The sequence below is a fragment of the Streptomyces sp. NBC_00878 genome, from assembly GCF_026341515.1.
GTDB lineage: Bacteria > Actinomycetota > Actinomycetes > Streptomycetales > Streptomycetaceae > Streptomyces.
On record NZ_JAPEOK010000001.1, the window covers coordinates 7,089,397 to 7,112,047 of the forward strand.

Consider the following 22,651-nt stretch of genomic DNA (forward strand, 5'->3'; position numbering starts at 1 on the left):
ACCGCTGCCGTATCGCTGACATCCCGGATCTGGATCTCCGGCGATGTTGTCAGAGCGGGCGGGCTCCGGGTAAGCGCTTGTGAACGGGGCTTGACCGGATCGTGACCGGAATCCGGCGACGAGCGACCGGAATCCGCGCGTCAGCGACGGGTTTCAGCCCTCCGTGTTCACCATCGACGCCGCCGCGTACGTCAGGTAGCTCCACAGCGTGTGCTCGTGCTCCTCGGAGAGGCCGAGCTCGTCGACGGCGACCCGCATGTGCTTCAGCCAGGCGTCGTGCGCCGCGCGGTCGACGGCGAACGGGGCGTGCCGCATCCGCAGCCGGGGGTGGCCGCGGTTCTCGCTGTACGTGGTCGGGCCGCCCCAGTACTGGATCAGGAACAGGGTGAAGCGCTCCTCGGCCGGTCCCAGGTCCTCCTCGGGGTACATCGGCCGCAGCAGCGGGTCCTCGGCGACACCCTCGTAGAACCGGTGCACCAGACGCCGGAAGGTCTCCTCGCCGCCGACCTGCTCGTAGAAGGTCTGCTCCTGAAGCGTGCCGCGCGGAATCTCTTTCACGTCGTCCATGGTCTCAGACCGCGCCCTTGGAGCGGGGGCCAAGGCCCCCACTCCCGCGATCGAGCGCTGGGCGCTCGCCTCCGTGGCTTTATCGCAGCACAGTGGAGGTGTGACTTCGCTCCCATGACGGGGGCTTCCAACCCGGAGGTTGCGGTCCAGCCCGAACCGGCCCATAAGGGCGTCAAAAACGTAGCACGACCCGGGAGGCACGATGGGCGCTTTGCGGAGAGAGCCGGGTATGGGCGCGCACGCCATCGACCACGGTCTCGACGACCTCGCCGTCACGGCGCGGGCGGCGCTGGTGCGCGAGATCGACGCGAGCGGGGCCTGGGCCACGGACCCGGTCTGGCGGGAGGCCTTCGAGAGCGTCCCGCGTCACCTCTTCGTGCCGTACTACTACGTCGGCGCGCTCGGCGGCGGTTACGAGCGCAGGTGGGGCGAGGACCCCAGCCCGCGCAGGCGCGAGAACTGGGTGCGCGGCGCGTACGCGGACGCCCCGCTGGCCACCAGGGTGCGTGACGGCGAGCTGCTGTCGTCCAGCAGCCAGCCGTCCCTGATGGCGAAGATGCTGGCCGAGCTGGAGGTACGGGACGGCGACGCGGTCCTGGAGATCGGTGCGGGCACCGGCTACAACGCGGCCCTGCTCGCGCACCGGCTGGGCGACGAGCTGGTCACCACGGTCGACCTGGACCCGGAGATCACGGAGTCCGCCCGGCAGCACCTGGCCCTCTCCGGCCACCACCCCGTCGTCGTCACCGGCGACGGGGCGCGCGGCTGTCCGGAGCGCGCCCCCTTCGACCGGATCATCGTGACCTGCACGCTGAGCTCGATCCCGCGCGCCTGGCTGGGCCAGTGCGCCCCGGGCGCCCGGATCCTCGCGCCGTTCGCCACCGGCCTCATCGCCCTGCGCGTACGCGACTCCGGGTACGCCGAGGGCCGCTTCCTGCACACGGCCGCCTACTTCGTGCCCCTGCGCGGAGGCGACCGGCGCGATCCCGAACTCCTGGACACGGACCTGGCGGGGCTGCCGCGGCGCACCCGGAACCATGAGCTGTTCCGGTTCCTGCTGACCCTGACGGCCGGCCGCCTCGACCCGCAGGAGGCGTACGGGATCTGGGAGCGCGAGGGGCAGCCGCCGCGCGAGCGGTACGGGATCACGGTCGGCGGCGGCCGCGTGTGGGCGTGGCTGGACGACCCCGCGGGGCCGTACGCCTGGCCGCTGCCGTGAGCTCCGCTGGTTGCGCGGTTCGTCGGCTGCGGGCCGGTGAGGGCTGGGCGCTCCCCCACTCTCGGCTTCTCCCCGACTCTCGGCTTCGCTCGATCGGGGGACCCCCATGAGCGGGGGGACCCCCATCGCGGCGGAGCCGCACATGTCACAGCCCCGCGCCCCTTACGGGGCCTGGTTCTGTCTAACCCCGTCGGACCGTGATCGTCGTCCACGCCCCCACGTGCACCCGGTCGCCGTCCTGCAGCGGTACGGGGACGAAGGGCTGGATGGGCTCCTCGGCGCCGTTGACCGTGGTGCCGTTCGTGGAGTTCTGGTCGACGACCGCCCAGCTGCCGTCGGGCTGCTGGACGAGGACCGCGTGCTGGTGCGAGACGCCCGGGTCCTCCGGCGGTACCGCCAGGTCGATGTCCGGGGACTCGCCCGTGGAGTGACGGCGGCGGCCGATGGTGATCTGGTTGCCGGTGAGCGGGCGCTGCTGCTCGGGCGAGTAGGCGGGCAGGTTCAGGCCCGCTGCCTCCGGGCCCGAGCGCTGCATCATCGCCATGAAGTACTCACGGTCGGGTCCGATCGTGATGTTCCACGACAGCGGTTGCTGTTGCTGTTGTTGCTGGTAGCCGGGGGGTGCCTGGGTCGAGCCGGGCTGCGGGTAGCCGTAGCCGCCGTCCTGGCCGGGAGGGCCGCCGTGACCGCCGGGGCCACCGGGCGCACCGGTCGACGGGGGCGGGAGCACCCAGTCGTCCTCGCCGCCGCCGAAGGACGGCCCGCCGGGGCCCTGAGGGTGCCCGGTCTCCTGCGGGTATCCGGGCGGAGCGGGCGGACCGGACTGCTGGTATCCCTGCGGAGCACCGGGACCACCGGGGCCGGGAGGGCCGCCGGGACCCGGGTATCCACCGAGGCCGTTCTGGCCGCCGGGGCCACCCTGTCCGCCGGGTCCGCCGGGACCGGGGTATCCACCAGGTCCGCCAGGTCCACCGGGTCCCGTGCCGCCAGGCCCGGGAGGCGGCGGTACCGGTCGCGACGGGTCACCGGGGAAGCCCGAGGGGTTCTCGCCGTACGGCGGGATCGGCTCGGCGGGCCGGTTCATCTGCGAGGGGCGCGAGCCCTGGTAGTCGTACCCGCCGGGGCCGCCACCGGGCTGTCCGGGCGGCTGCTGCTGGAACTGCAGCGCCGGGTTCTGTCCACCAGGACCTGGACCTGGACCTGGACCAGGATTGAAGCCGCCGCCGGGCCCCGGAGGACGCGGCGCGGCCGGGGTGTACGAGGTCGCGGTGTTCGTCAGGAAGTTCCACCGGCACTCCTCGCAGAACGGTGCCCCGCCCTCACGCGGGGTACGGCACTGCGGGCAGAGCTCGGCCGAGGGCGCCGGGTCGGGCACCGCGGACAGGTGGGGGCGGCCGCCCTGGCCGGGCGGCGGCGGAGAACCGGGCGGCGGATAGCCGTAACCGGCCGCCGGGGGCGGCGGTGGAGGTGGCGGGGGCACGGCACCGGCCATGCGGTGACCGCAGACCTCGCACCAGTCGTCGGAACCCGACTGGTGTCCGTTCGGGCAGGTCGGCATGTCGGCGCTTCCCCCTCTCCTGTTCCGGCCCACGAAGGACCGCAATGCGTGCAAACCGCTTGCGTACTGCTGGTTACTGCCTGCTGGTTATTGTCTGTTGGCTACTGCCTGTTGGTCGCTGTTTGCTCGCAACCGTGTGCGTACCGCTCTGCTTCGTTTCTACTTCTTTACACGAACAGTCTTTGTGGACCGTGTCTCGAGAGTCATCTCATCGGCCTCCGCGACCTTCGCCTTCAATCGCACAGTACCTGCCGCGGCGTCGACCACGTCCACCACCTTCGAAAGCAGTTTCGCCGTATCCGCGTTTCCGGAAGCGCTGGCGAGCTGAACGGCACGTCCCAGCTTGGCCGTTGCCCCGTCGATATCCCCAGCTTTGCGGGCATCCAGTCCTTGTTGGATGACTTGTGCCAGTTCCGCCTGACCCGTGTAGTGCGCGACCTGCGGATTGATCGACGTGGACGCCGCCATGTCATCGGTCCACACGGCCCGTACGAGTCCCTGGGCGCCCAGGGACTGGGCGGTGCCGTCGCCCTGCGGGATCACCAGGGAGACGCGGGCGGCCAGCATCTCCTGGCCGAGGTCGGCCTCGGGGACCTCGACGCACACGTGGTAGTCACGGGACTCGTCTCCCCAGGAACCGGTGGGGTAGTCCCCGGCGCGCGGGCCCGCCTCCGTGCGGCGGCCGGTCAGCTCCTCGACCGTGGGCGCGACCTGTTTCACGAACTTGATCGACGTGCCGACCGGGGTCCACAGCCGCAGCGCGACGTCCGCGACCTCCTTGCCCATCGCCGTCTCCATCATCTGCGTGAAGTCGGCGGACAGGCCCGCCGGGTCGGCGACGATGTCGGCGGTGCCGAGCAGCGCGGACGCGATCTGGGTGACCTCCTTGACCTCCCAGTCCGTGCCGACGCCCCGCGCGTCGGCGGTGAACCGGCCCGCGCAGGCGTCCAGCGCGGCCTTGAGGTCCTCGGCCGACTCGTGTTCGTTGCGGCCGTCGGTGAGCACGATGCCGTGCCGGATGGCGACGTCCGCCGAGGACAGCAGCCGGTCGGCCAGCCGCAGCCAGGTGCCGATCGCCGTGCCGCCGCCCGCGCTCAGCTTACGCAGCGCCTGCTTGGCCTGCTCACGGGTCTGCGCGTCGGCGACGGCGAGCCGGCCACCGCCCGGATAGACCTCCTTGGCCACATGCGTCCCGCCGATCACCGCGAAGTGCACCCCGTCGCGTACGGCGTCGATCGCGGCGGCCGTCGCGTCCCGGGCGCCCCGCATCTTCGTCGGCGGGTAGTCCATGGACCCCGAACAGTCGACCATGATCGCCACGGCCGCGTCCGGGCCCTGACCGGGCGTGTAGAGGTGGGGTGCCGCGGCGGCACTGCCCACCGTGCCGCCGCCGGTCGAGGTCACCGTGACGATCGCGCTGACCTCGCGGCCGCCCTCGGGCAGGTACTCGTTCTGGTACACGTCCACCGAGAACTGCGGCACGTTCGACTTCGAGAAATTGGCCATGCCTTCTCTGCTCCCCCTCAGGACTCCCACAAGGCGTGGGTGATGTCGGTAGACGGACCGGTCCCCTCCGGTCCTGGCCGTGCCGAGGCCGGTGACGATGCCGGTAGCGATGTCGATGTCGTTTCGTACCGCTTCGGCCTCAGGCCGATCCTGCCCCCTGCGACGGCGCGGGGAACGGCAGGACGGCCACTGTTACGTTGTCGTGGCCCCCGCCGTCCAGGGCGTGACCCACCAGGACCTGGGCGCTGTGCAGTGGCCGGTCCGCGGCGTCGGGCGGGACGACCTCGGCCATCTCCTCGGCCGCCTCCGCGTAGTTCCACAGTCCGTCGGTGCACACCACCACTACACCCGGCCGGTCCGGCTTGAAGGAAGCGGTGTGCGGCTCCAGTTCGTACGCGTCCGCCCCGAGCCAGCCCGTGATGGCGTGGGCGCGCTGGTCCGCGTACGCCTCCGCCTCGTTCATCAGGCCCGCGGCGACCATCTGGGCGGCCCAGGAGTCGTCCTCGGTGAGCCGGGCCGGGGGAGACGTCCGGTCCACGGGCACCCAGTAGACGCGGCTGTCGCCGACCCAGCCGACGATCAGCAGGCTGGGGGTGACGATGGCGCCGACGAGCGTGCAGGCCGGCGCGTTCACATGCGGCTGGTGCTCGTGGGCCTCAGTGACGCGGTCCGCGAGGGAGTTGACGGCATCCGAGGCCGCGAGGATCGCGTCGTGCATGGCCTGCTGCGGGTGCGTGCCGAGCGGCAGGGCCGCCAGGAGGGACTCGTTGGCCGCGCGGGAGGCGGCCAGCGAGGCCTCGTCGGGACGGGTCGCCGAGGACACGCCGTCGCAGACGATCGCGAGGACCGCGGGCGAACCGTCGGACAGCGCGGTCGAGGACACGGTGAACGCGTCCTCGTTGCGGTGGTGGCGCAGACCCCGGTCGCTGACCGCGGCCACCGCGCTCAGCTCCTGCTCCATGTGGTCGCGTTCGCGCGGCTGCGCGTGCCCGCAGTTCTCGCAGTAGCCGTCCCGGTCGACCTGGCCGGCGCGGCAGGCCACACAGACCTTTGTGCCCGCGGCGGGCGTCGCGAGATCGGCCGTCCGCGGATCGGCGGGCGGCGCCTCGGGCGGCAGCGGTGCGGCGAGCGGGTACTCGTCCGGTTCCGCGGACGCCTGCGCGGACGTTTGGGCGGACGTCTGCGCGGGCGTTTGGGCTGCCGTCTGCGCTGCCGCCTGTGCGGCGGGCCCCGGCGGCTGCGTGGGGGACGGCAACGGCGGTGCCGCGGGGGACGGCGGTGGTGGTGCGGCGGGCGGCGACGACGGCTGCGGCTGCGCGCGCCGGTCGAACCGTACGCCGGGGCTGTCGGAGCCGTCCGACTCGCGGCCGTCGATGTCCGTCGGCAGGACCACGGGCGCGGGTGTGTCCGAGGTGTCCACCTCCGGGGCGACCGGCCAGTCCACGGACGCCGCGGCCGCGGGGGGCCGGGACGTCGCGCCGTTCATGGCGACCGTGGGGTTGTCGTCCGGCGGCGCGGGTACGGCCGACAGGTCGTACCCGCACGCACCGCAGAAACGGTCCCCCGACTCCAGCGGCTCCTCGCAGCTGGGGCAGGCGGCCAGTTGGGGCATCTGCGACATCAATTACACCCACGTCCGGGGGCGGTAGCGGTTGGCGCGCTCCACCAGATCGATCCTCTCCTCGCCACGCTGGGCGAGCCGGGCCAGTGTCCGGTACGAGCGCTCCAGACCGAAGCGCAGGCCCCGCTCGTCCAGGTCACTGCCGAGCAGTACGGTCCGCGCCCCGGTGTTGGGCGGGGCGGAACCCTGGCTACCGGAGAGTACCCAGTCCAGGGCGCAGCCGAGGACCTCTGTGGACAACTGCTCCCGGCGCACCGCGTCCAGACCGTACCCGTCCAGTGCCTCGACCTGGGCGGCTGCCGAGGTCAGGTCGTCCAGGAAAGGGGTGTCGGGAACTCCCGCACCGGGCAGCCCCGGCCCGCCAGGTGCACCCGGTGTGCCCGGTGTGCCCAGTGCTCCGGGAGGAGGCGGGGTCGGGGCCGTCCCGGCCAGCCGCTGCCGAAGCCGCGCCCGTACGGCGGCGACCCGGGCCGCCGTGTAGTGGATCGACGCCTCCGGCACCGACTCCAGCGTCCGTACGGAGCCACGGCGGTCGCCCGCCGCCAGCTGGACGCGGGCCAGGCCGAACGCGGAGCTCACATAGCTCGGGTCGGTGGTCCACACCAGGCGGTAGTACTCGGCGGCGTTGTCCAACTGCCCGAGGACCTCCGCGCACAGGCCGAGGGCCAGCTTGGGAGCGGGCTCACCGGGGAACGCGTCGTAGATCGCGTCGAAGGACACCGCCGCGACCTCGTGGTCCCCGGTCGCGAGCGCCGCCACGCCCCGGTACCAGACCACCCGCCAGTCGTCGGGATGGTCTGCCTCCAGGGCTTCGAGTGTCCTGGTGGCGTGGTCGAGTTCGCCCATCTCCAGGCGCGCCCGCAGCTCGCGCAGCCGCAGCTCCAGGGAACCGGTGGGCGCCGCGTGCAGCGCGGTGATCAGCTCGGCCGGCGCGGACGCCATGAGCCCGGCCAGGAACCCGGCGTTCGGGTCGCCCGGGTCCACCCGCGGCACCGGCAGCGCCAGGGCCGCGGCGGCCGTGTTCAGCGGCTTGACGAGGGAAGCCGGAGAGGCGGGAGGGGCCGGAAACGCGGGAGGGGCCGGAAAGGCGGGAGGCAGCGCGGAGGCCGACGGGAGGGCCGCCGGTATGCCGTTCACCCCGGCGGTCCCGCTCGTACCACTCGTACCGTCCGTCGCGTTCGTACCGCCCGTCCCGTTCGTCCCGGCCGTCAGCGCGGGTGCGCCCTTCTTCCCCCGTACGGGATCGGTCCGCAGCCCCAGCCGCGACACCTGGCCGTCCAGTCTGCCGAACAACTCCGTGTCCGTGACCTTCAGTTCGGATCCGAACAGCGTGGACAGCGCGGGCCGGGCGCGGCCCGTCTGTACGGAGACGACCTCGCGCAGCACACCCGTGAGCTGCTCGGCCATCTCCTGTGCGGAGGCGAACCGGCGGGCCGGGTCGGGGTCGGTCGCGCGCACGAGGAGCCGGTAGAAGGACTCGTACGTGCGGAAGACCTCGATGTGGTCGGGGTCGGGCAGGGAGTCCACGAAGACGTTCGTGTAGCCCTGGAAGTCGAAGGTCAGGACCGCCAGTGTGCGGGCGACCGTGTAGAGGTCCGAGGCGACCGACGGGCCGACGTCGGCGACCTCCGGCGCCTGGTAGCCGACCGTGCCGTAGATGGCCGACTCGTCGTCGTCCATCCTGCGCACCGCGCCCATGTCGATCAGCTTGAGCTGGTCCTCGGTCTGTATCGCGTTGTCGACCTTGAAGTCGCAGTACAGGAGGTTGCGGCTGTGCAGATGGCCGAGGGCTTCGAGCGCCTCGATGCCGTACGCGCAGGCCTGCTCCACCGGCAGCGGGTCGCGCTTTCCGGCCGCGGTGCGGCGGCCGTTGGCGATCTCCTTGAGGGACTTGCCGCCGACATACTCCATGACGATGTACCCGTCCAGCGAACCCGTGCGCTGGTCGAGGTGCTCCACGAAGTTGTAGATCCGCACGATGTTGGCGTGCTCGATCTCGGCGAGGAAGCGGCGCTCGGAGATCGCGGCCTCCATCGCGTCCTGGTCGCCCGTGTCGAGGAGGCCCTTGAGGACCACCCAGCGGTCGGACACCGCGCGGTCGACGGCGAGATAGACCCAGCCGAGCCCGCCGTGCGCGAGGCAGCCCACGACCTCGTACTGGCCGTGCACGATGTCGCCGGTCTGCAGCTTCGGCACGAACGAGTACGGGTGGCCGCACTTGGTGCAGAACCCCTCCGTACGGCCCGGCCGCTCGCCGCGTGAACGCCCCACCGGCGCACCGCAGTCGGAGCGCGAGCAGAACCGCTTGCGCTCGGGGACCTCGGGGTTCTCCTGGATCATCGCGCGCGGGTCGGGCCGCGGTACGTCCGGGACCTCCACCAGGCCGACGCCGAGCCGGCCGCGCCCCGAGGACCCGGCGGTCGAGCCGGAGCTGCGCACCGACACCGAGCGGCCCGTGGTCCGGCCCGACACGGAGCGCGAGAGACGGCCCGACACCGAGCGCCGCGACTGGGAGGACCGCGACGAGGCACGGGAGGAGGCGCGGGAGCTGGAGCGCGAACTCGCGCTGCCCGAGCCCCGCGAACCGCTCCTGCCGCCCCCGGTGATCCCGGTCGGCGGGGAGCTCACCATGCCTCCCCCGGAGGAGGGACCCCCGGACGAGACGACCGGGGCCAGACCGCAGGTGTCGCAGTACAGTTCACCGCCGCCCATGTCCTCGTACGACCCGGAGCAGCCGGGCCGTTGGCACGGTCGCTGCTGACTCGGCTCACTCGCTTCGGTGTTGACGTTCTGCTGACTCATGCCGTATCCCCCTTATCGCTCACGCGAGGGCCCCCTTTGGTCCTGTGGTCCCCCGTGCCCGGGGACCCTGGGCACCAGCAGTTCCGCCGCCGCGTGCTGGTAGCGCAGCACCGCCTGTTCCGCCACGCGCAGGTCGCAGGGCGCGCTCCACAGCATGCGGCGCGCCGCGTCGTACCGCTCCACCAGCAGCGGGTCCTCGGCGAAGCCGTGCCGGGCGACCTTCGCCTTGTACGCGTCGAGGCGGCCGCGCAGCTCGGCGCGGACCGCGAGCGGCTGGGTGACCGCGGTCAACGACTCGCGGGCGCGCAGCAGTTCGTCGTCGGCCTTCGCCTCCAGGGACTCCAGGAGCGGTGAGAGGCGGTGCCACTGGGCGTGCCTGCGGTACTCGGCGGCCGTCGCCAGCTGTTCCTGCAGCGCGGTCGGCGGGCCGCTCACCGCGGGCACCTCGGACGCGGCGATCTTCGCGAGGACCTCGCCGCGGGCGCTGCGCGCCTCGGCGAGCGTGCGGTCCGCGCGGCTCAGCACGTCCCGCAGCCGCACGAGCCGCGCCTCCGCGTCCTGCCGCACGGTGAGTACGGCGTCGATCTCGCGGCGCACGTCCTCCAGGGCGCGCGCCTCGCGGTCGTAGCGCGTGGTGTCGGGGCGCCCGCCACCCGGCGCCGAGCTGCCCTGCGCGGGCTTCCAGAAGGCCAGCGGGTCGGACACCACCTGCTCACGCAGCGAGGTCAGCGTGCGCGTGATCCGCTCCAGGTCGTCGCCCGAGGGGTGTTCCCCGGGCCGTACGCCCACGGAGTGCGCGAGCTGGCGGGTGCGCTGCAACTCCGCGGACAGTAAATCGATCCGGGCGGGCAGCGCCGACCACACGGCGTCGGCCGTGACGACCATGTCCAGCGAGGTCGCGTACAACTCGTTCATCCGCTCCACGAGTTCGGCGAGGGTGAAGCGCTCGCTGAGCTTGCCCGTGCCCGCCATCGTGGGCGCGGAAGCCGTGGCGGACGCGCTGCCGGCCACCGTGACGCTCTCGCCGCGCAGCAGCTCCGTCAGCTCCACGAGGTCCTCGCGGTTCGACCAGCGTCTGCGCGAGCGGATCTCCCGCGCGGAGCGCAGCGCGTCGGCGTACGCGTCGAAGTACGCCCACAGCAAGGTGATCGACGCCTCGGCGGCCTGCCAGCGCTCCTTGGTCGTACCCGTGAGCTCGGCGCCTTCGAGGAGTCTGCGGCCCGCGTGGTCCTGGAGGGCGAGGAGCGAGGTCTCGATGGCCTCGTGCTCCGCGCCGAGCCGCGCCAGCGCACGGTCCACCTCGTCCCGGTCCATCACCGGCCCGGAGGGTCCCGTGTCGCCCATCGATCACCCCTCGTTTCGTGGTGCCTGCGGTGTCTGCTCGGTCTCGATGAAGAACTGGAAGAACTTGGGAGAACTGGAAGAACTGGAAGAACTGGATGAGGAACTACCGGAACATTTCGGCTACTTGTACTGGACCGGGGGCGGCCCGCCGCTCTCGCCGAGCGTCCCGGCGAGCCAGGTGTTGTACGACTTCTGCCAGTCGGCCTTGCGGTAGTCCACCAGGATCTGGTTGACCCGGCGTATCAGGTCGGGGGCTTTCTTGTTCATCGCCACGCCGTAGTACTCGTCCGTGAACGGCTCGCCCTTGAGCTGGACCGTCGGGTCCTGCGCGGCCTGGCTCGCGGCGAGCGCGCCGTCGGTGACCACGGCGTCGACCTCACCGAGCTGCAGCCTCACCAGGCAGTCGAGTTGGTTCGGCACGATGGTGCTGATGTCGGCGGACTTGGGGATGACGCCGCTCTCCAGGTCCGCTTCCAGTTTCTCGAGGGCGATCGAGCCCGACGCCGAGCAGATCCGCTTGCCGGCCAGCGACTTGTCGTACCCGGTGATGTCCGACTTCTTCGGGGCGAGCACCTGCTGCCCGGTCTCGAAGTAGGGCGACGAGAAGGCGACGTCCTCCAGCCGCTTGCAGTTGATCGTCATGGTGCGTACCACCATGTCGACCTTCCCCTCCTGGATCGCCCGGATGCGCTCGCTGGTCGGGATGGCCTGGAAGTGGACGTTGTTCTTCTTCTTGCCGACGATCTGGTCCGCGATCGCGTGCACGAGGTCGATGTCGAAACCCTCCAACTGGGCGGACGTCGACGTGCTGTTCGGGTCGCGGTAGCCAAAGCGGTAGCTGTTCTGGTCGACGCCGACCGTCAGATAGCCCTTCACCTTGATCTTCTGGACCGTCGCACCGTCCTGGGTGCCGGAGTCCGGCGACAGGCTCTGCTTCTCGGGGTCCACGCAGTCCTCGGCCTTCGCCTGCTCGCCTTGGGCCACCCCCTGGCCGTCGATGTCCTTGTTGCCGTCCTCGCGGGTCTGGGTCACCGGGAGCAGCAGCGCGAACACCGCCGCGAGGGCGCAGACGACCGCCATCGCGCCCACCCCGCCCCAGCCCCTCAGACTGGCTCGCAAACGCCGTGCGTTCATCGTCATGCCCCCTCTCACCGGTACTCCGACAGCCTGCGCCCGATGCCGAGCACCGCGCCGGCGGCGGCCAGCACCGCCAGCACCGCGGCGCCCACCACGAGGCCGTTCATCGCGCCCCTACCGTCTCCGGCGGCCTGCTTGAACTCCGCCTCCTCGTGCTCGATCCCTGCGGCCAGGGCCGTGTCGACGTTCTCGAAGCACTCGCCCGTCGGCTTCTTGTCCGGTGTGCCGATCACCCTGTCGAGCGCGCCCTGGTAGTTGCCCAGGTTGTCCTCCGCGCGGGCTTCCTTGTGCCGTTCCTTCCAGACCTTCATGTTGGCCGTCGCGGCCTCGACGGGCTTCACCCCCGCGCTGTTGTCGGCGAGGTCCTGGGCGGCGGCCAGCTTCGCGGTGAGGTCCTTCATCTGCCGCTCGTAGTCGTGGTCGTACACGTCCACGACCGGGGCGTCGTCGCCCGTGCCCAGCTTCATGGTCTCCGCGCCGCGGGCGACCAGCGTGAGGTTCTCGTTGCCCCGGGCCTTGAGCGAGGCGATCCGGGCGTCGTTCAGCGTGGTCAGCGAGCGGACCGCGTTGTCGTACGAGTCGTTCAGTCCGGCGCGGGCGACGCTGTGGCCGACGACCAGCCACAGCAGGACGACCGTGGAGGCGGCGGTGGCGGCGACCAGGCCGTGGTTCAGCACGCGGTTCGTCCGCCGGTAGTTGCGGTGCTGGGCCCAGGCGAGGCCGCCGATGGCGAGGACGCCGGCGCCGATCGCGATCCACGGGTAGGGCGTCGCGTTGTCGTAGTCGGCGCGCAGGCGCTGGTTCTCCACCGTGTAGAGACGCTCGGCGTCGGTGAGCATCACCTGCATCTTCGAGTTCGCGTACCGGAGGTAGGCGCCGCCGAGGGGGAAGCCCTGGCGGTTGTTGGCCCGGGCGCGCTCCACCAGGCCCTTGTACTCGGGCAGCATCCTGTTCAGCTTGGTGATGGTCTTCTCGGAGGCGGAGCCGGGTTCCGAGTTGGCCGCCGCGGTGACCAGCTTCTCCGCCGCGTTGTCGATGTCCCGCTCATAGAGGTCGCGGGACGCCTTCGTCTCCTGGCCGCCCGCGAGGAAGCCGCTGGACGCCGCCGTGTTGGCGTCGGCGAGGGAGCGGTAGATGTCGGCCGCGTCGGCGCTCAGCGGCTGGCTGCTGTGCAGCACGTCGTCCGCGGCGGCCGAACGCTCCGTCATCTGCCAGGCGGTGACCGCGCCGAACGTGACGACGAGGAGGGCGAGCACGGCGCCGATGATGCGCAGCCGCCCGGGCTCGGTGGTCGCTGCGGCACGCAGCTGGTCGACGCCCTCCGCCCACGCCGTGCGCCGGGGAGGCCCGGTGTCGGGCACGGTGGACCGGCCCTGCGGCCCGGGCGGCGGAGCCTGCGGCGGCACCGCCGGCATCGTGGGCGCGGGCGCACCCGGTGGCGCCGCACCGCCCTTCTGCTGATATGTCACGTGACCTCCCCCATGGTCATCGGCCGGTCACCTCCGCCCGGGCGCCAGGAAGCGCGGGAAGAGGTCCACGGCCGCAAGTATCGCCGCCGGGACTGACATCCGCACAGGCCTTGACTCGATCTTGTTCGGATTGCAGCAAGGCCATGCCCGGACAGCAGCGCGACGAAGATCCCCTACCACCCCTGTTCATGAATACGCCAACTCGAACTGTTCGGTTCCCGGCACGCTCAGTCCCTCTCGTAAAACTCCCGTACGCGGGCGTGCGCCGAGGCCGGGGCAGCCTCGTGGTCGAGTCCGAGGAGGGCGGAACCGAGGACCGGCCGCGCGGTGACGACACGGGGTACGGCCTTGGGGGCGCGCTCGGCCAGCAGTTCCCTTATCCGGTCGTCGAGTTGGGGGTGGCGGGCGGCCAGGACACCGCCGCCGAGCAGGACCGGGGTCTCCTCGTCGAGCAGGTCGAGACGGGTCAGGGCGACGACCGACATGGCGGTGACCTCGTCCGCGAGCCGGTCGACGAGCGCGCGGGCGACCGGGTCGCCGTCCGCCGCCGTGGCGAAGAGGACCGGCGTCAGCTCGTGGCGCCGCGCGTGCTCGATGTGTCCCAGGTGGAAGGCCTCGATCAGCGCGTACATGGAGCCGAGGCCGAAGTGCGCGGGCAGCGTACGGGCCAGCGCGGTCGGACCGCCCCGCCCGTCCTCGGCCCGCGCCCCGTGCCACACGGCCTCCTCGGAGAGGCCCCAGCCGCCGCCCCAGTCACCGGAGATACGGCCCAGGGCGGGGAAGCGGGCGACCCGGCCGTCGGGCCGCATGCCCACGCAGTTGATGCCCGCGCCGCACACCACGGCCACTCCGCGCGGCTCCTCGACACCGGCCCGCAGGATCGCGAAGGTGTCGTTGCGGACCTCCACCGTCGTCCCCCACGCGCGCGCGTGCAGCGCGGCCGCCAACTGCTCCTCCTCCACGGGCAGATCGGCGTTGGCCATACACGCGGAGACATGCTCCACGGAGTCGACGCCCGCCGCGGCGAAGGCCCGGCCGACGGCACCCGCGACCGTGTCGACCGCCTCCCGGATGCCGACGACGGGCGGCCGGAACCCGCCGGCCCGTGCCGTGGCGAGCACACTCCCGTCGCCCGCCACGACCGCGACGTCGGTCTTGCTGTTCCCCGCGTCGACGGCGAGGACGGCCGCGGTCATGCCCACGCGAGGTGCTCCCGGTTGTGCGCGATCAGCCGGTCGGTGAGGCCCTCGGCATACGCGTACTGGCCCACCAGGGGGTGCGCGAGCAGCGCCCGGAACACCCGCTCGCGCCCCCCGCGCAGCGCGGCCTCCAGGGCCAGGTCCTCGTAGGCGGTGACGTTCGCCATCAGCCCCGCGTACAGCGGGTCCACCGGGCCCACCGGCAGCGGAGTCGCCCCCGCGTGCCCGACCGCCGCCTGCACCTCGATCACGGCGTCGTCGGGCAGGAACGGCAGCGTCCCGCGGTTGTAGGTGTTCACCACCTGGTAGGTGCTCCCGCCCCCGCCCAGCAGCGACGCGGCGAGGTCGACGGCAGCCTCGGAGTAGTACGCCCCGCCTCTCTTGGCGAGCAGCTCCGGCTTCTCGTCGAGCTCCGGGTCGCCGTACATCTTCAGCAACTCCCGTTCCATCTCAGCCACTTCCGCGGCCCGCGACGGCTTCGTCCCCAGCTCCCGTACGACCTCGTCGTGGGCGTAGAAGTAGCGCAGGTAGTAGGAGGGCACGACGCCCAGCCGGTCGAGGATGTCGCGCGGCATGCGCAGGGTGTCGGCGAGGGCGTCGCCGTGCTCGGCGAGCAGCTTCGGCAGGAGGTTCTCGCCCTCGGGGCCGCCGAGGCGCACACCGGTTTCCCAGGTGAGGTGGTTGAGGCCCACATGGTTGAGGTGCACATCGGTGGGGTTGACGCCGAGCATTCCGGCGAACCTCCGCTGGAATCCGATCGCCACGTTGCACAGTCCGACCGCTTTGTGACCGGCCTGGAGCAGGGCGCGGGTCACGATGCCGACGGGGTTGGTGAAGTCGATGATCCAGGCGTCCGGGTTGGCACGCCGTACCCGCTCGGCGATGTCGAGCACCACCGGGACCGTGCGCAGCGCCTTGGCGAGGCCGCCGGCGCCGGTCGTCTCCTGGCCGACACAGCCGCACTCCAGCGGCCAGGTCTCGTCCTCGTTGCGGGCGGCCTGCCCGCCGACGCGGAGCTGGAGCAGCACCGCGTCGGCGCCCTCGACACCCGCGTCGAGGTCGTCGGTCGTGGTGACGCGCCCGGGGTGCCCCTGCTTGGCGAAGATGCGCCGGGCCAGACCGCCGACGAGCTCCAGACGGTCGAGGGCGGGGTCGACGAGGACCAGCTCCTCGATGGGCAGGGTGTCCCTCAACCTCGCGAACCCGTCGATGAGTTCAGGGGTGTAGGTGGAGCCACCGCCCACTACTGCGAGCTTCATGTCAGCCTTTCACTCCGGTGAGCGTGACGCCCTCGACGAACGCCTTCTGCGCGAAGAAGAACACGAGGATCACGGGGGCCATGACCAGGACGGTCGCGGCCATGGTCAGATTCCAGTCGGTGTGGTGGGCGCCCTTGAAGGACTCCAGGCCGTAGCTCAGGGTCCAGGCGCCGGGGTTCTCGGACGCGTAGATCTGCGGTCCGAAGTAGTCGTTCCAGGCGTAGAAGAACTGGAAGAGCGCGACGGCGGCGATGCCGGGTTTGGCCATCGGCAGGACGACCTTCAGCAGGGTCCGCAGGTCGCCGCAGCCGTCGACCTTCGCCGCGTCGATGTACTCGTTCGGGATCGTCATCAGGAACTGCCGCAGCAGGAAGATGGAGAACGCGTCCCCGAACGCCATCGGGATGATCAGCGGCCACAGCGTGCCCGACAGATCCAGCTGCTTCGCCCAGAACAGGTACATCGGGATGATGATGACCTGCGGCGGCAGCATCATCATGGAGATGACCAGCATCAACGACAGGTTCCGGCCACGGAAGCGGAACTTGGCGAGCGCGTACGCCACCGGGACGGACGACACCACCGTCAAGGCGGTGCCGAGGCCCGCGTACAGAAGGGTGTTCTTCCACCAGGTGAGGAAGCCGGGCGTGTCGAAGACCTTCGCGTAGTTGCCCCACTCCCAGGTGTCCGGGACCAGGTCCCTGGTGAGCGTCTGGCTGTCGCTCATCAGGGAGGTGAGGACGACGAACACGAAGGGGAGCACGAAGAACAGCGCCGCCGCGACGCCGAGCGCGTGCACGGCGATCCATTCGAGCAGGGCCTTGCGGCGGGCGGTCCGCTCGGCGGGCGTGACAGGTGCACCCGGCGTCCCCGACTCCGCGGGCCTGTCCAGTGGTTGCGTTGCGGTTGCTTGGGTCATGGGTCAGTCACCTGCCTGGATGAGACCGCCCCGGCGCCGCATCAGAAACGCGGTGAACGCCATGGACAGGGCGAACAGCACCAGCGCGACCACGCACGCGGAGCCGTAGTCGAAGCGCTGGAAGCCGAGGTTGTAGACGAGCTGCGGCAGGGTGAGCGTCGACTTGTCGGGGTATCCCGGTTCGAACTGCTGGCCCGAGCCGCCGATGATCCCGGAGGCGACCTTTCCCGCGACCAGCGGCTGCGTGTAGTACTGCATCGTCTGGATCACCCCGGTGACCACCGCGAACATCACGATCGGCGAGATGTTCGGCAGCGTCACGAACCGGAACCGCTGCCAGGCGGACGTACCGTCCAGCTCGGCGGCCTCGTACTGCTCCTTCGGTACGTCGAGCAGCGCGGCCATGAAGATGACCATCAGGTCGCCGACGCCCCAGAGGGCGAGCATGGTGAGGGCGGGTTTGGACCACGTGGCGTCCGTGAACCAGCCGGGGGTCGGCAGGCCGAGGTCGCCGAGGACCGAGTTGACCGGGCCGGTGCCCGGGTTGAGCAGGAAGACGAAGGCCAGCGTGGCCGCGACGGGCGGCGCGAGATAGGGCAGGTAGAAGAAGGTGCGGAACACCCCCGTGCCCGTCTTGATCTTCGTGATCAACAGGCCGATGCCCAGGCCGAAGACGACCCGGCAGGTGACCATGACGAGCACCAGCCACAGGGTGTTGCGCAGCGCGGGCCAGAACATGGGGTAGTCGTTGAAGACGTAGTTCCAGTTCCCCATCCCCTTGAAGACGGGGACACCGAAGCCGTCGTACTTCATGAAGGAGAAGTACACGGTCGAGATCAGCGGATACGCGAAGAAGACGCTGAAGCCGATCAGCCACGGCGACATGAAGGCTGCCGTGCGCAGTGCCTGTTTCCTGCGCTTCGTACGCAGTGTGAGCGTGGACATCGGGTGCTACTTCGCCTGCTCGATGTCGCGGTCGATCTGGTCGGCGGTCTTCTTCAGACCGGCCTTCAGATCCTTCACCTTGCCGGACTCGACCTGGTAGCCGAAGTCCTGCAGGGTCGTCTGGTAGGTCGCGCCGTTGACGGAGGCCGGCGGGGTGTTGGACTTCGGGTTCAGCGCGATGTCCACGAAGGTCTTGAAGCCGGCGTCGACCGTCAGGCCGGGCGACTTCAGCGCCTCGAACGTGGACGGCACGTTGTGGATGGCGTTGGCGAAGGCGACGACGGCCTCGGTGTCGGTCGTCATGTACTTCACCAGCTCCCAGGCCGCGTTCTGCTTCTTGCTCTGCGGAGCGATCCCCATGATCGTGCCGGAGAGGAAGCCCTTGCCGTACTCGGAGACCTCGTCGTCGGGGACGGGCATGGGAGCCGTGCCGATGTCGAACTTGACGCCCGCGTCCGTCGCCATGCCGAGCCGCCACTCGCCGTCGAACTGCATGGCCACCTGGCCGGTCTGGAAGGGGTGCTTGGCGCCCCATTCGTCACCGAACGTGTTGCGGTACTTCTCCAGCTTCTGGAAGCCGCCGAGGTCGCCGACGAGCTTCTTCTGGTACGTGAACATCTTGGCGAAGGCCGGGTCCTTCGCGATGTTGGACTTGCCGTCCTGGTCGAAGTAGGTGTGCTTCCACTGCGACACGTAGTGCTCCACGACGCTCTCGTAGCCGTGGTAGTTCGGCATGAAGCCGAGCTGCTCGTACGAGTCGCCCTTGGCCTTCGTCAGCTTCTTGGCGACCTCGGCGAACTCGGACCACGTCTTCGGCGGCGCCTTGACGCCGGCCTTCTCGAAGGCGTCCTTGTTGTAGTAGAGGCCGTACGCGTCGCCCAGCAGCGGCATCGCGCAGCGCTTGCCCTCGAACTGGGTGTACTCCAGCATCGGCTTCGGGATGATCTTGTCGAGGTCGAGCTTCGACTTCTCGATGAAGGGCTTGAGGTCGGCGAAGGCGCCGGACGAACAGAACTTGCCGACGTTGGACGTGGTGAACGACGACACCACGTCGGGTCCGCTGGAACCGCCGGCGCGCAGCGCCTGGTTGAGCTTGTCGTCGTTGATGTTGCCGACGACCTTCACCTTGATGTTGGAGTGCTCCTTCTCGAAGCGGTCGATGTTGGCCTGGATGGCCTTGACCTCGGCGGGAGCGCTCCAGCCGTGCCAGAACGTGATCGTGGTCGCCGCGTTCGGATCGTCCGTGGCGCCGGTGTCCGACTGTCCGGTGCACGCGGTGGTGAGAAGGGCTATCGAGGCGGCGGCGAGCACCGCTTTCCTGGGCATTCCGGGCATGGCGAGGTCTCCCTGGGGCGGGACGGGGTGTGGGACAGGTGGTGTACGGAGCCGTGCGGACGTGTGCGGGGGCGGTGCGGGAGTTTGCTAGTGCGAGGTGTCGAAGGCCTCGTCGCGGGTGGCCGCGAGCGCGCTCTCCAGCGCGCCGCGCAGTACGGGTTGTTCGTGGACGCCGCCGACCACGAGGCGCGGCCTGGATGCGGCCAGCTCCTCCAGCTCGGCCTGCACCAGGGCGCGCAGCGGTTCGCCGCCCCTGGTGAGCGAGGCCCCGCTGAGGACGACGAGTTCGGGGTCGAGGACGGAGACGAGCGAGGCGAGACCGGTGGCGAGCCCCGTCGCGTACGTCTCCAGGAACTTCCGGTGGGCCCCCTCGTTGACCTCCGCCGCCTGCCCGACGAGCGCGGCGGCGACATCGGCGTACGGTCCTGCGGGCAGCGGCCGGATGCCGAGTTCGCGGGCGAGTTTCGGGAGGGCCTGGGAGCCGGCCAGTTCCTGATAGCCGCCGCTGTTGGCCTTGGTGACGTGCCGGACGAGCGGCGCGCCGGGCACGGGCAGGAAGCCGACCTCGCCCGCGCCGCCGGTCCAGCCGCGGTGCAGACGTCCGCCGAGCACCAGGGCGGCGCCGAGACCGCCCTCGTTCCACAGCAGGACGAAGTCCTCGTGCCCCCGGGCCGCGCCGAGCCGCTGCTCGGCTATGGCGACGAGGTTGACGTCGTTCTCGTACTCGACGGGCATCGGCAGCGCTGCCGCGAGCTCGTCGAGCAGGGCGGGGGAGTGCCACCCGGGCAGGTGCGAGGCGTAGCGCAGCCGTCCCGTGTTGGGGTCGAACGCGCCGGGGGTGCCGATGACGAGCCGCTGGATGTCGGCCCGGACCAGCCCCGCCGCCTTCACGGCGCCGTCGAGGGCGTCGGTGACCTGCCGTACGACGGTCTGACCCGGGTGCCGGCCGGGGGTGAGCAGTTCGTACTCTCCCACCGTCCGCCCCGTCACATCGGCGACGGCGGCGAGGATCCGCTCGGGCGTCACGTCGAGCCCGGCGGCGTAGGCGGCGGCGGGGTTCACCGCGTACAACTGCGCGTTGGGTCCAGGGCGTCCCTCGGTGGTGCCGGTGACGAGGACGAGCCCCGCCGCCTCCAGCCGGGCCAGCAGCTGCGAAGCGGTCGGCTTCGACAGCCCGGTCAGCTTGCCGATCCGCGTCCGGGACAGCGGCCCGTGCTCCAGCAGGAGATCGAGCGCGGCACGGTCGTTCATGGCCCGCAGAACGCGAGGGGTGCCCGGCGTACCGGCGGTTCCTGCCATGACTGTCGACACCTGCCTTTCAGCTGCCCAGCTTCCCAGTGGTGCCACCGGGAAGTCCACCAGAAGATCACTGTAAAGAAACTTTCCTATTCGGTGGGAGGAAGGTAGGCCGGGGGTGGGCGGGGCGTCAATACCGGTCACTGTCGGGCAATGAAGTCGTTACCTGCGTGCGGCGCCCTCTGATGGGATGCGCCGTCGATCACGGGAGGGCGCTGGCGGATGCCGGAGACGATGATCGCGGCTGCCGGGCTGCCGGGCTGCCGGGCTGCCGGGCTCGCGGTGGCGGTGCTTGCGGCCGCGCTGGCGTGGTCGCCCCAGCGGCTGGCGAGCCGGGATCGCGGTGCGGCCCATTTCTTACGGGTACGGCGCCATGTGAGGGCGTACCGCGCCGACTTGACCGAACGGTGCATCGAGCGGCAGACGGAGCACCGCGCGGACGAGTCGTTGCCCGTGCTGACCAGGCCCGGGTGGATCCCGGTACGGCCACTGCCTCTTGCGGCGGTGAAACTGGTGCTTCGGGAGGCCCTGCCTCAGGAACAACTGCATCGGGTACGCGCGGACCTGCGCCGTCATTGGCCGCGCGAGGCGGGCAAGGGGCGGCTCGAAACCTACGCGGCGGCGGTAGAGGCGCTGGACAGGCCGGGTATCTGGTTCAACGGACCCTCGTACCGCCTGCTGGAGGTGACACCCCCGTCCGCGGATCAACCCGATGCGGGACCAGGACTCACGCTCGCGCTGGGGCACTATTTCGACGGACTCGACACCTCGGAGGTACTGGCCTACGAAGAGGCGTTGCTCGATCTGCGGGGCAAGACCGAGCCGTTGCGTGGTCCCTACCGCCGGGGCCTCGGTGATCCGTTCAAGCTGGACGCACGTGCCGCGATGCCCGGGGTGAGCACCCTCACCGTACGGACTGAGGGGAGCGACGCCTTCTTCTTCCTGCACCGCCGGGAGGGCAGCGAGGTCGCGGTGGCCAAGGACATCACGCATGGGGCGCCGGCCGGAGAGTTCCAGCCGCATGTGGACGTCCTGCCGGTGTGGAAGTCCGACCTGGATCTCTGGCGCACGACGATGCGCGAGTACGCGGAGGAGTTCCTCGGTGCCCCCGATGCCCCCGATGCCTCCGGGGGCGGTGGCGTCACGCTCGACTACGCACACGACGCCCCGTACGCGGACTTCGAGCAGGCGCTGCGTGCTCGTGCTGGTCGTAAGCGGATGACTTCGGCGAAGATCGTCGGTCACCTGGAGGCTTCGCGGGTTCGTGGGTACCAGCAGAGCCCTCACCAGGGCGGTTGCCCACTTCGGGTCGGTGCGGACCTTGGCCGTTTCCCACCCAGTACGCGGGGCTGTGTTGTCCGAATCGAAGCTTGTTGCGATTCTCCTGGCTGGTCCCGGAGCCGAACCAGCCGTGGTCGCCGTCTCTGCTGGTCGGTATCGGTGGCGAGCTGCCGGACAATCCTGACGAGCGGCGCCACGGATCGGGCCGTTTGAGCAGGTCGCGGGGTTGAGCGGGGTTACTCCGGACGATCACCCTCATCGAGCGGCCACAGCTGCAGCAACCACTCTTCGACACCCTCGTAGTACAGCTCGTCGCCGATGAGGGCTTCCGCCTCGGCACGGCCCCGGCAGTGGGCCTTCAGCCGGTAGGAGCCGAGACGCTCGATCGGCAGAGGGTCGCCAACCGGGCCGCCGTCCCATTCGCGCAGAAGCAGGCTTCCGCTGTCGGACCGAAGATCGGCCTCTTCCAGGACCTCCCACAGCGAGGGGTCTTGAGGGTCCGGTTGCGCCGACCAGACTTCAACCCTCACCAGCGGGTAAAAGTCGTTCCCGCCTGTTCGAAGGATGGCCCCGTGCCCCGCAGCCACCACCATGTGGGGCGATCGCGCCCACCCGTCCGGGGCTTCCACACTGGCCCCGTCGTCGACCAGCTGGAAATGCCGGTACTCAATGCGTGGCATTGCATCATCGACGACAGCCAGAAATTGACGATCAGTCATGAGCGATCCTTCCTGAACGCCCCTTCGGCCAGGCCGGCTTGGCCGGCCTGGCCGAAGGGGCGTTGCAACTGAGGCGCGGCCACACTACCGGGGGATTGTGGGGTCTTCGAAGTGGAGCGGTGGCCCCGTCGGGTAACTGGAAGATTTGGGACACTCGCGGCCACCGTAAGGCCTGGTGGCAGCCGTCAGAACTGTCCCGAACCTTCCAAACGTCGCCCTGGGCGGCAGGTGCGGACCAGCGGCCTTGCCGCTGCGCACCGCTCAACCGCCTTGGTGGGCGACCATGCCTGACTTCAGTGCCGCTGCAAGATCCGGTTCAGCCCTTGAATATGAGGACGTAGAAGGGGCCACTGTCGATCACGCGTTGCCGGTCGTAGAACTGCCCAAGGAGCCGTCCGGCAGCTTGGTTGTCATCGGAGGTCAGTGCACGCGCCGAGTACCGATTGTCCTGGGCGGCTCTGGGATTCGTCGGGCT

The 22,651-nt window shown here is 70.6% G+C and carries 17 protein-coding genes; 2 read left to right on the forward strand and 15 right to left on the reverse strand.

The genetic code is table 11. The annotated features are described in order from the left end of the window. Window positions 1–153: 153 nt before the first annotated feature. Window positions 154–567 carry a globin gene (locus OHA11_RS30775; protein WP_266502011.1) on the reverse strand — a complete coding sequence of 138 codons (414 nt, stop codon included), beginning with the start codon at window positions 565–567 and terminating at the stop codon, window positions 154–156. Window positions 568–796: 229 nt separating this feature from the next. Here OHA11_RS30775 and OHA11_RS30780 point away from each other — a divergent pair, with 229 nt between their 5' ends. Further along, window positions 797–1,786 carry a methyltransferase domain-containing protein gene (locus tag OHA11_RS30780; protein WP_266502013.1) on the forward strand — a complete coding sequence of 330 codons (990 nt, stop codon included), beginning with the start codon at window positions 797–799 and terminating at the stop codon, window positions 1,784–1,786. A gap of 181 nt (window positions 1,787–1,967) precedes the next feature. On the opposite strand, the gene OHA11_RS30785 is transcribed toward OHA11_RS30780, so the two are convergent. From OHA11_RS30785 to OHA11_RS30845, 13 genes are all read right to left on the reverse strand, one after another. Beyond that, complete coding sequence (locus tag OHA11_RS30785) at window positions 1,968–3,344, reverse strand: FHA domain-containing protein (protein ID WP_266502014.1); 1,377 nt, start codon at window positions 3,342–3,344, stop codon at window positions 1,968–1,970. Window positions 3,345–3,503: 159 nt separating this feature from the next. Next, the gene (locus OHA11_RS30790; protein WP_266502015.1) at window positions 3,504–4,850 is read right to left on the reverse strand and encodes a VWA domain-containing protein; all 1,347 of its coding nucleotides are present in this window, start codon (window positions 4,848–4,850) and stop codon (window positions 3,504–3,506) included. A 139-nt stretch (window positions 4,851–4,989) separates the two neighbouring features. After that, window positions 4,990–6,474, reverse strand: coding sequence for a PP2C family serine/threonine-protein phosphatase (locus OHA11_RS30795; protein ID WP_266502017.1), 1,485 nt, complete (start codon window positions 6,472–6,474; stop codon window positions 4,990–4,992). Then, on the reverse strand, window positions 6,475–9,273 hold the full coding sequence (locus tag OHA11_RS30800; protein ID WP_266502018.1) for a serine/threonine-protein kinase: 2,799 nt from the start codon (window positions 9,271–9,273) through the stop codon (window positions 6,475–6,477). A 12-nt stretch (window positions 9,274–9,285) separates the two neighbouring features. Further along, on the reverse strand, window positions 9,286–10,617 hold the full coding sequence (locus OHA11_RS30805) for a hypothetical protein (RefSeq protein ID WP_266502019.1): 1,332 nt from the start codon (window positions 10,615–10,617) through the stop codon (window positions 9,286–9,288). 120 nt (window positions 10,618–10,737) lie between these two features. Beyond that, window positions 10,738–11,751, reverse strand: a complete 1,014-nt coding sequence (locus OHA11_RS30810; RefSeq protein ID WP_266502020.1) for a glutamate ABC transporter substrate-binding protein — start codon at window positions 11,749–11,751, stop codon at window positions 10,738–10,740. Window positions 11,752–11,765: 14 nt separating this feature from the next. After that, window positions 11,766–13,223, reverse strand: a complete 1,458-nt coding sequence (locus OHA11_RS30815; protein WP_266502021.1) for a hypothetical protein — start codon at window positions 13,221–13,223, stop codon at window positions 11,766–11,768. A 227-nt stretch (window positions 13,224–13,450) separates the two neighbouring features. Beyond that, window positions 13,451–14,425, reverse strand: coding sequence for an N-acetylglucosamine kinase (locus tag OHA11_RS30820; RefSeq protein ID WP_266502022.1), 975 nt, complete (start codon window positions 14,423–14,425; stop codon window positions 13,451–13,453). Further along, on the reverse strand, window positions 14,416–15,681 hold the full coding sequence (locus OHA11_RS30825; protein WP_266502023.1) for a 6-phospho-beta-glucosidase: 1,266 nt from the start codon (window positions 15,679–15,681) through the stop codon (window positions 14,416–14,418). The genes OHA11_RS30820 and OHA11_RS30825 overlap by 10 nt, the downstream gene beginning before the upstream one ends. 1 nt (window position 15,682) lies before the next feature. Then, the gene (locus OHA11_RS30830; protein ID WP_266502024.1) at window positions 15,683–16,600 is read right to left on the reverse strand and encodes a carbohydrate ABC transporter permease; all 918 of its coding nucleotides are present in this window, start codon (window positions 16,598–16,600) and stop codon (window positions 15,683–15,685) included. Between the two features lie 3 nt (window positions 16,601–16,603). Continuing rightward, window positions 16,604–17,545: a carbohydrate ABC transporter permease gene (locus OHA11_RS30835; RefSeq protein ID WP_266502025.1), complete on the reverse strand. Its 942-nt coding sequence runs from the start codon at window positions 17,543–17,545 to the stop codon at window positions 16,604–16,606. Window positions 17,546–17,551: 6 nt separating this feature from the next. Further along, entirely contained in the window at window positions 17,552–18,880 is a 1,329-nt protein-coding gene (locus OHA11_RS30840) for an ABC transporter substrate-binding protein (protein ID WP_266502026.1), read from the reverse strand. Window positions 18,881–18,967: 87 nt separating this feature from the next. After that, window positions 18,968–20,179 (reverse strand): ROK family transcriptional regulator, encoded by a 1,212-nt coding sequence (locus tag OHA11_RS30845; RefSeq protein WP_266502027.1) that lies wholly within the window; start codon window positions 20,177–20,179, stop codon window positions 18,968–18,970. Window positions 20,180–20,398: 219 nt separating this feature from the next. Between OHA11_RS30845 and OHA11_RS30850 the strand changes: the two genes are divergently transcribed. Beyond that, window positions 20,399–21,670: a hypothetical protein gene (locus OHA11_RS30850; protein ID WP_266502029.1), complete on the forward strand. Its 1,272-nt coding sequence runs from the start codon at window positions 20,399–20,401 to the stop codon at window positions 21,668–21,670. A 23-nt stretch (window positions 21,671–21,693) separates the two neighbouring features. On the opposite strand, the gene OHA11_RS30855 is transcribed toward OHA11_RS30850, so the two are convergent. Next, window positions 21,694–22,176 (reverse strand): hypothetical protein, encoded by a 483-nt coding sequence (locus tag OHA11_RS30855; RefSeq protein WP_266502031.1) that lies wholly within the window; start codon window positions 22,174–22,176, stop codon window positions 21,694–21,696. Between the last annotated feature and the right edge of the window lie 475 nt (window positions 22,177–22,651).

Bases quoted from the DNA above. Each gene is read 5' to 3' on its own strand.
- OHA11_RS30775 (WP_266502011.1), bottom strand. From the start codon at position 567: ATGGACGACGTGAAAGAGATTCCGCGCGGCACGCTTCAGGAGCAGACC.
- OHA11_RS30780 (WP_266502013.1), top strand. From the start codon at position 797: ATGGGCGCGCACGCCATCGACCACGGTCTCGACGACCTCGCCGTCACG.
- OHA11_RS30785 (WP_266502014.1), bottom strand. From the start codon at position 3,344: ATGCCGACCTGCCCGAACGGACACCAGTCGGGTTCCGACGACTGGTGC.
- OHA11_RS30790 (WP_266502015.1), bottom strand. From the start codon at position 4,850: ATGGCCAATTTCTCGAAGTCGAACGTGCCGCAGTTCTCGGTGGACGTG.
- OHA11_RS30800 (WP_266502018.1), bottom strand. From the start codon at position 9,273: ATGAGTCAGCAGAACGTCAACACCGAAGCGAGTGAGCCGAGTCAGCAG.
- OHA11_RS30805 (WP_266502019.1), bottom strand. From the start codon at position 10,617: ATGGGCGACACGGGACCCTCCGGGCCGGTGATGGACCGGGACGAGGTG.
- OHA11_RS30810 (WP_266502020.1), bottom strand. From the start codon at position 11,751: ATGAACGCACGGCGTTTGCGAGCCAGTCTGAGGGGCTGGGGCGGGGTG.
- OHA11_RS30825 (WP_266502023.1), bottom strand. From the start codon at position 15,681: ATGAAGCTCGCAGTAGTGGGCGGTGGCTCCACCTACACCCCTGAACTC.
- OHA11_RS30830 (WP_266502024.1), bottom strand. From the start codon at position 16,600: ATGACCCAAGCAACCGCAACGCAACCACTGGACAGGCCCGCGGAGTCG.
- OHA11_RS30835 (WP_266502025.1), bottom strand. From the start codon at position 17,545: ATGTCCACGCTCACACTGCGTACGAAGCGCAGGAAACAGGCACTGCGC.
- OHA11_RS30840 (WP_266502026.1), bottom strand. From the start codon at position 18,880: ATGCCCGGAATGCCCAGGAAAGCGGTGCTCGCCGCCGCCTCGATAGCC.
- OHA11_RS30845 (WP_266502027.1), bottom strand. From the start codon at position 20,179: ATGGCAGGAACCGCCGGTACGCCGGGCACCCCTCGCGTTCTGCGGGCC.
- OHA11_RS30850 (WP_266502029.1), top strand. From the start codon at position 20,399: ATGCCGGAGACGATGATCGCGGCTGCCGGGCTGCCGGGCTGCCGGGCT.
- OHA11_RS30855 (WP_266502031.1), bottom strand. From the start codon at position 22,176: ATGACTGATCGTCAATTTCTGGCTGTCGTCGATGATGCAATGCCACGC.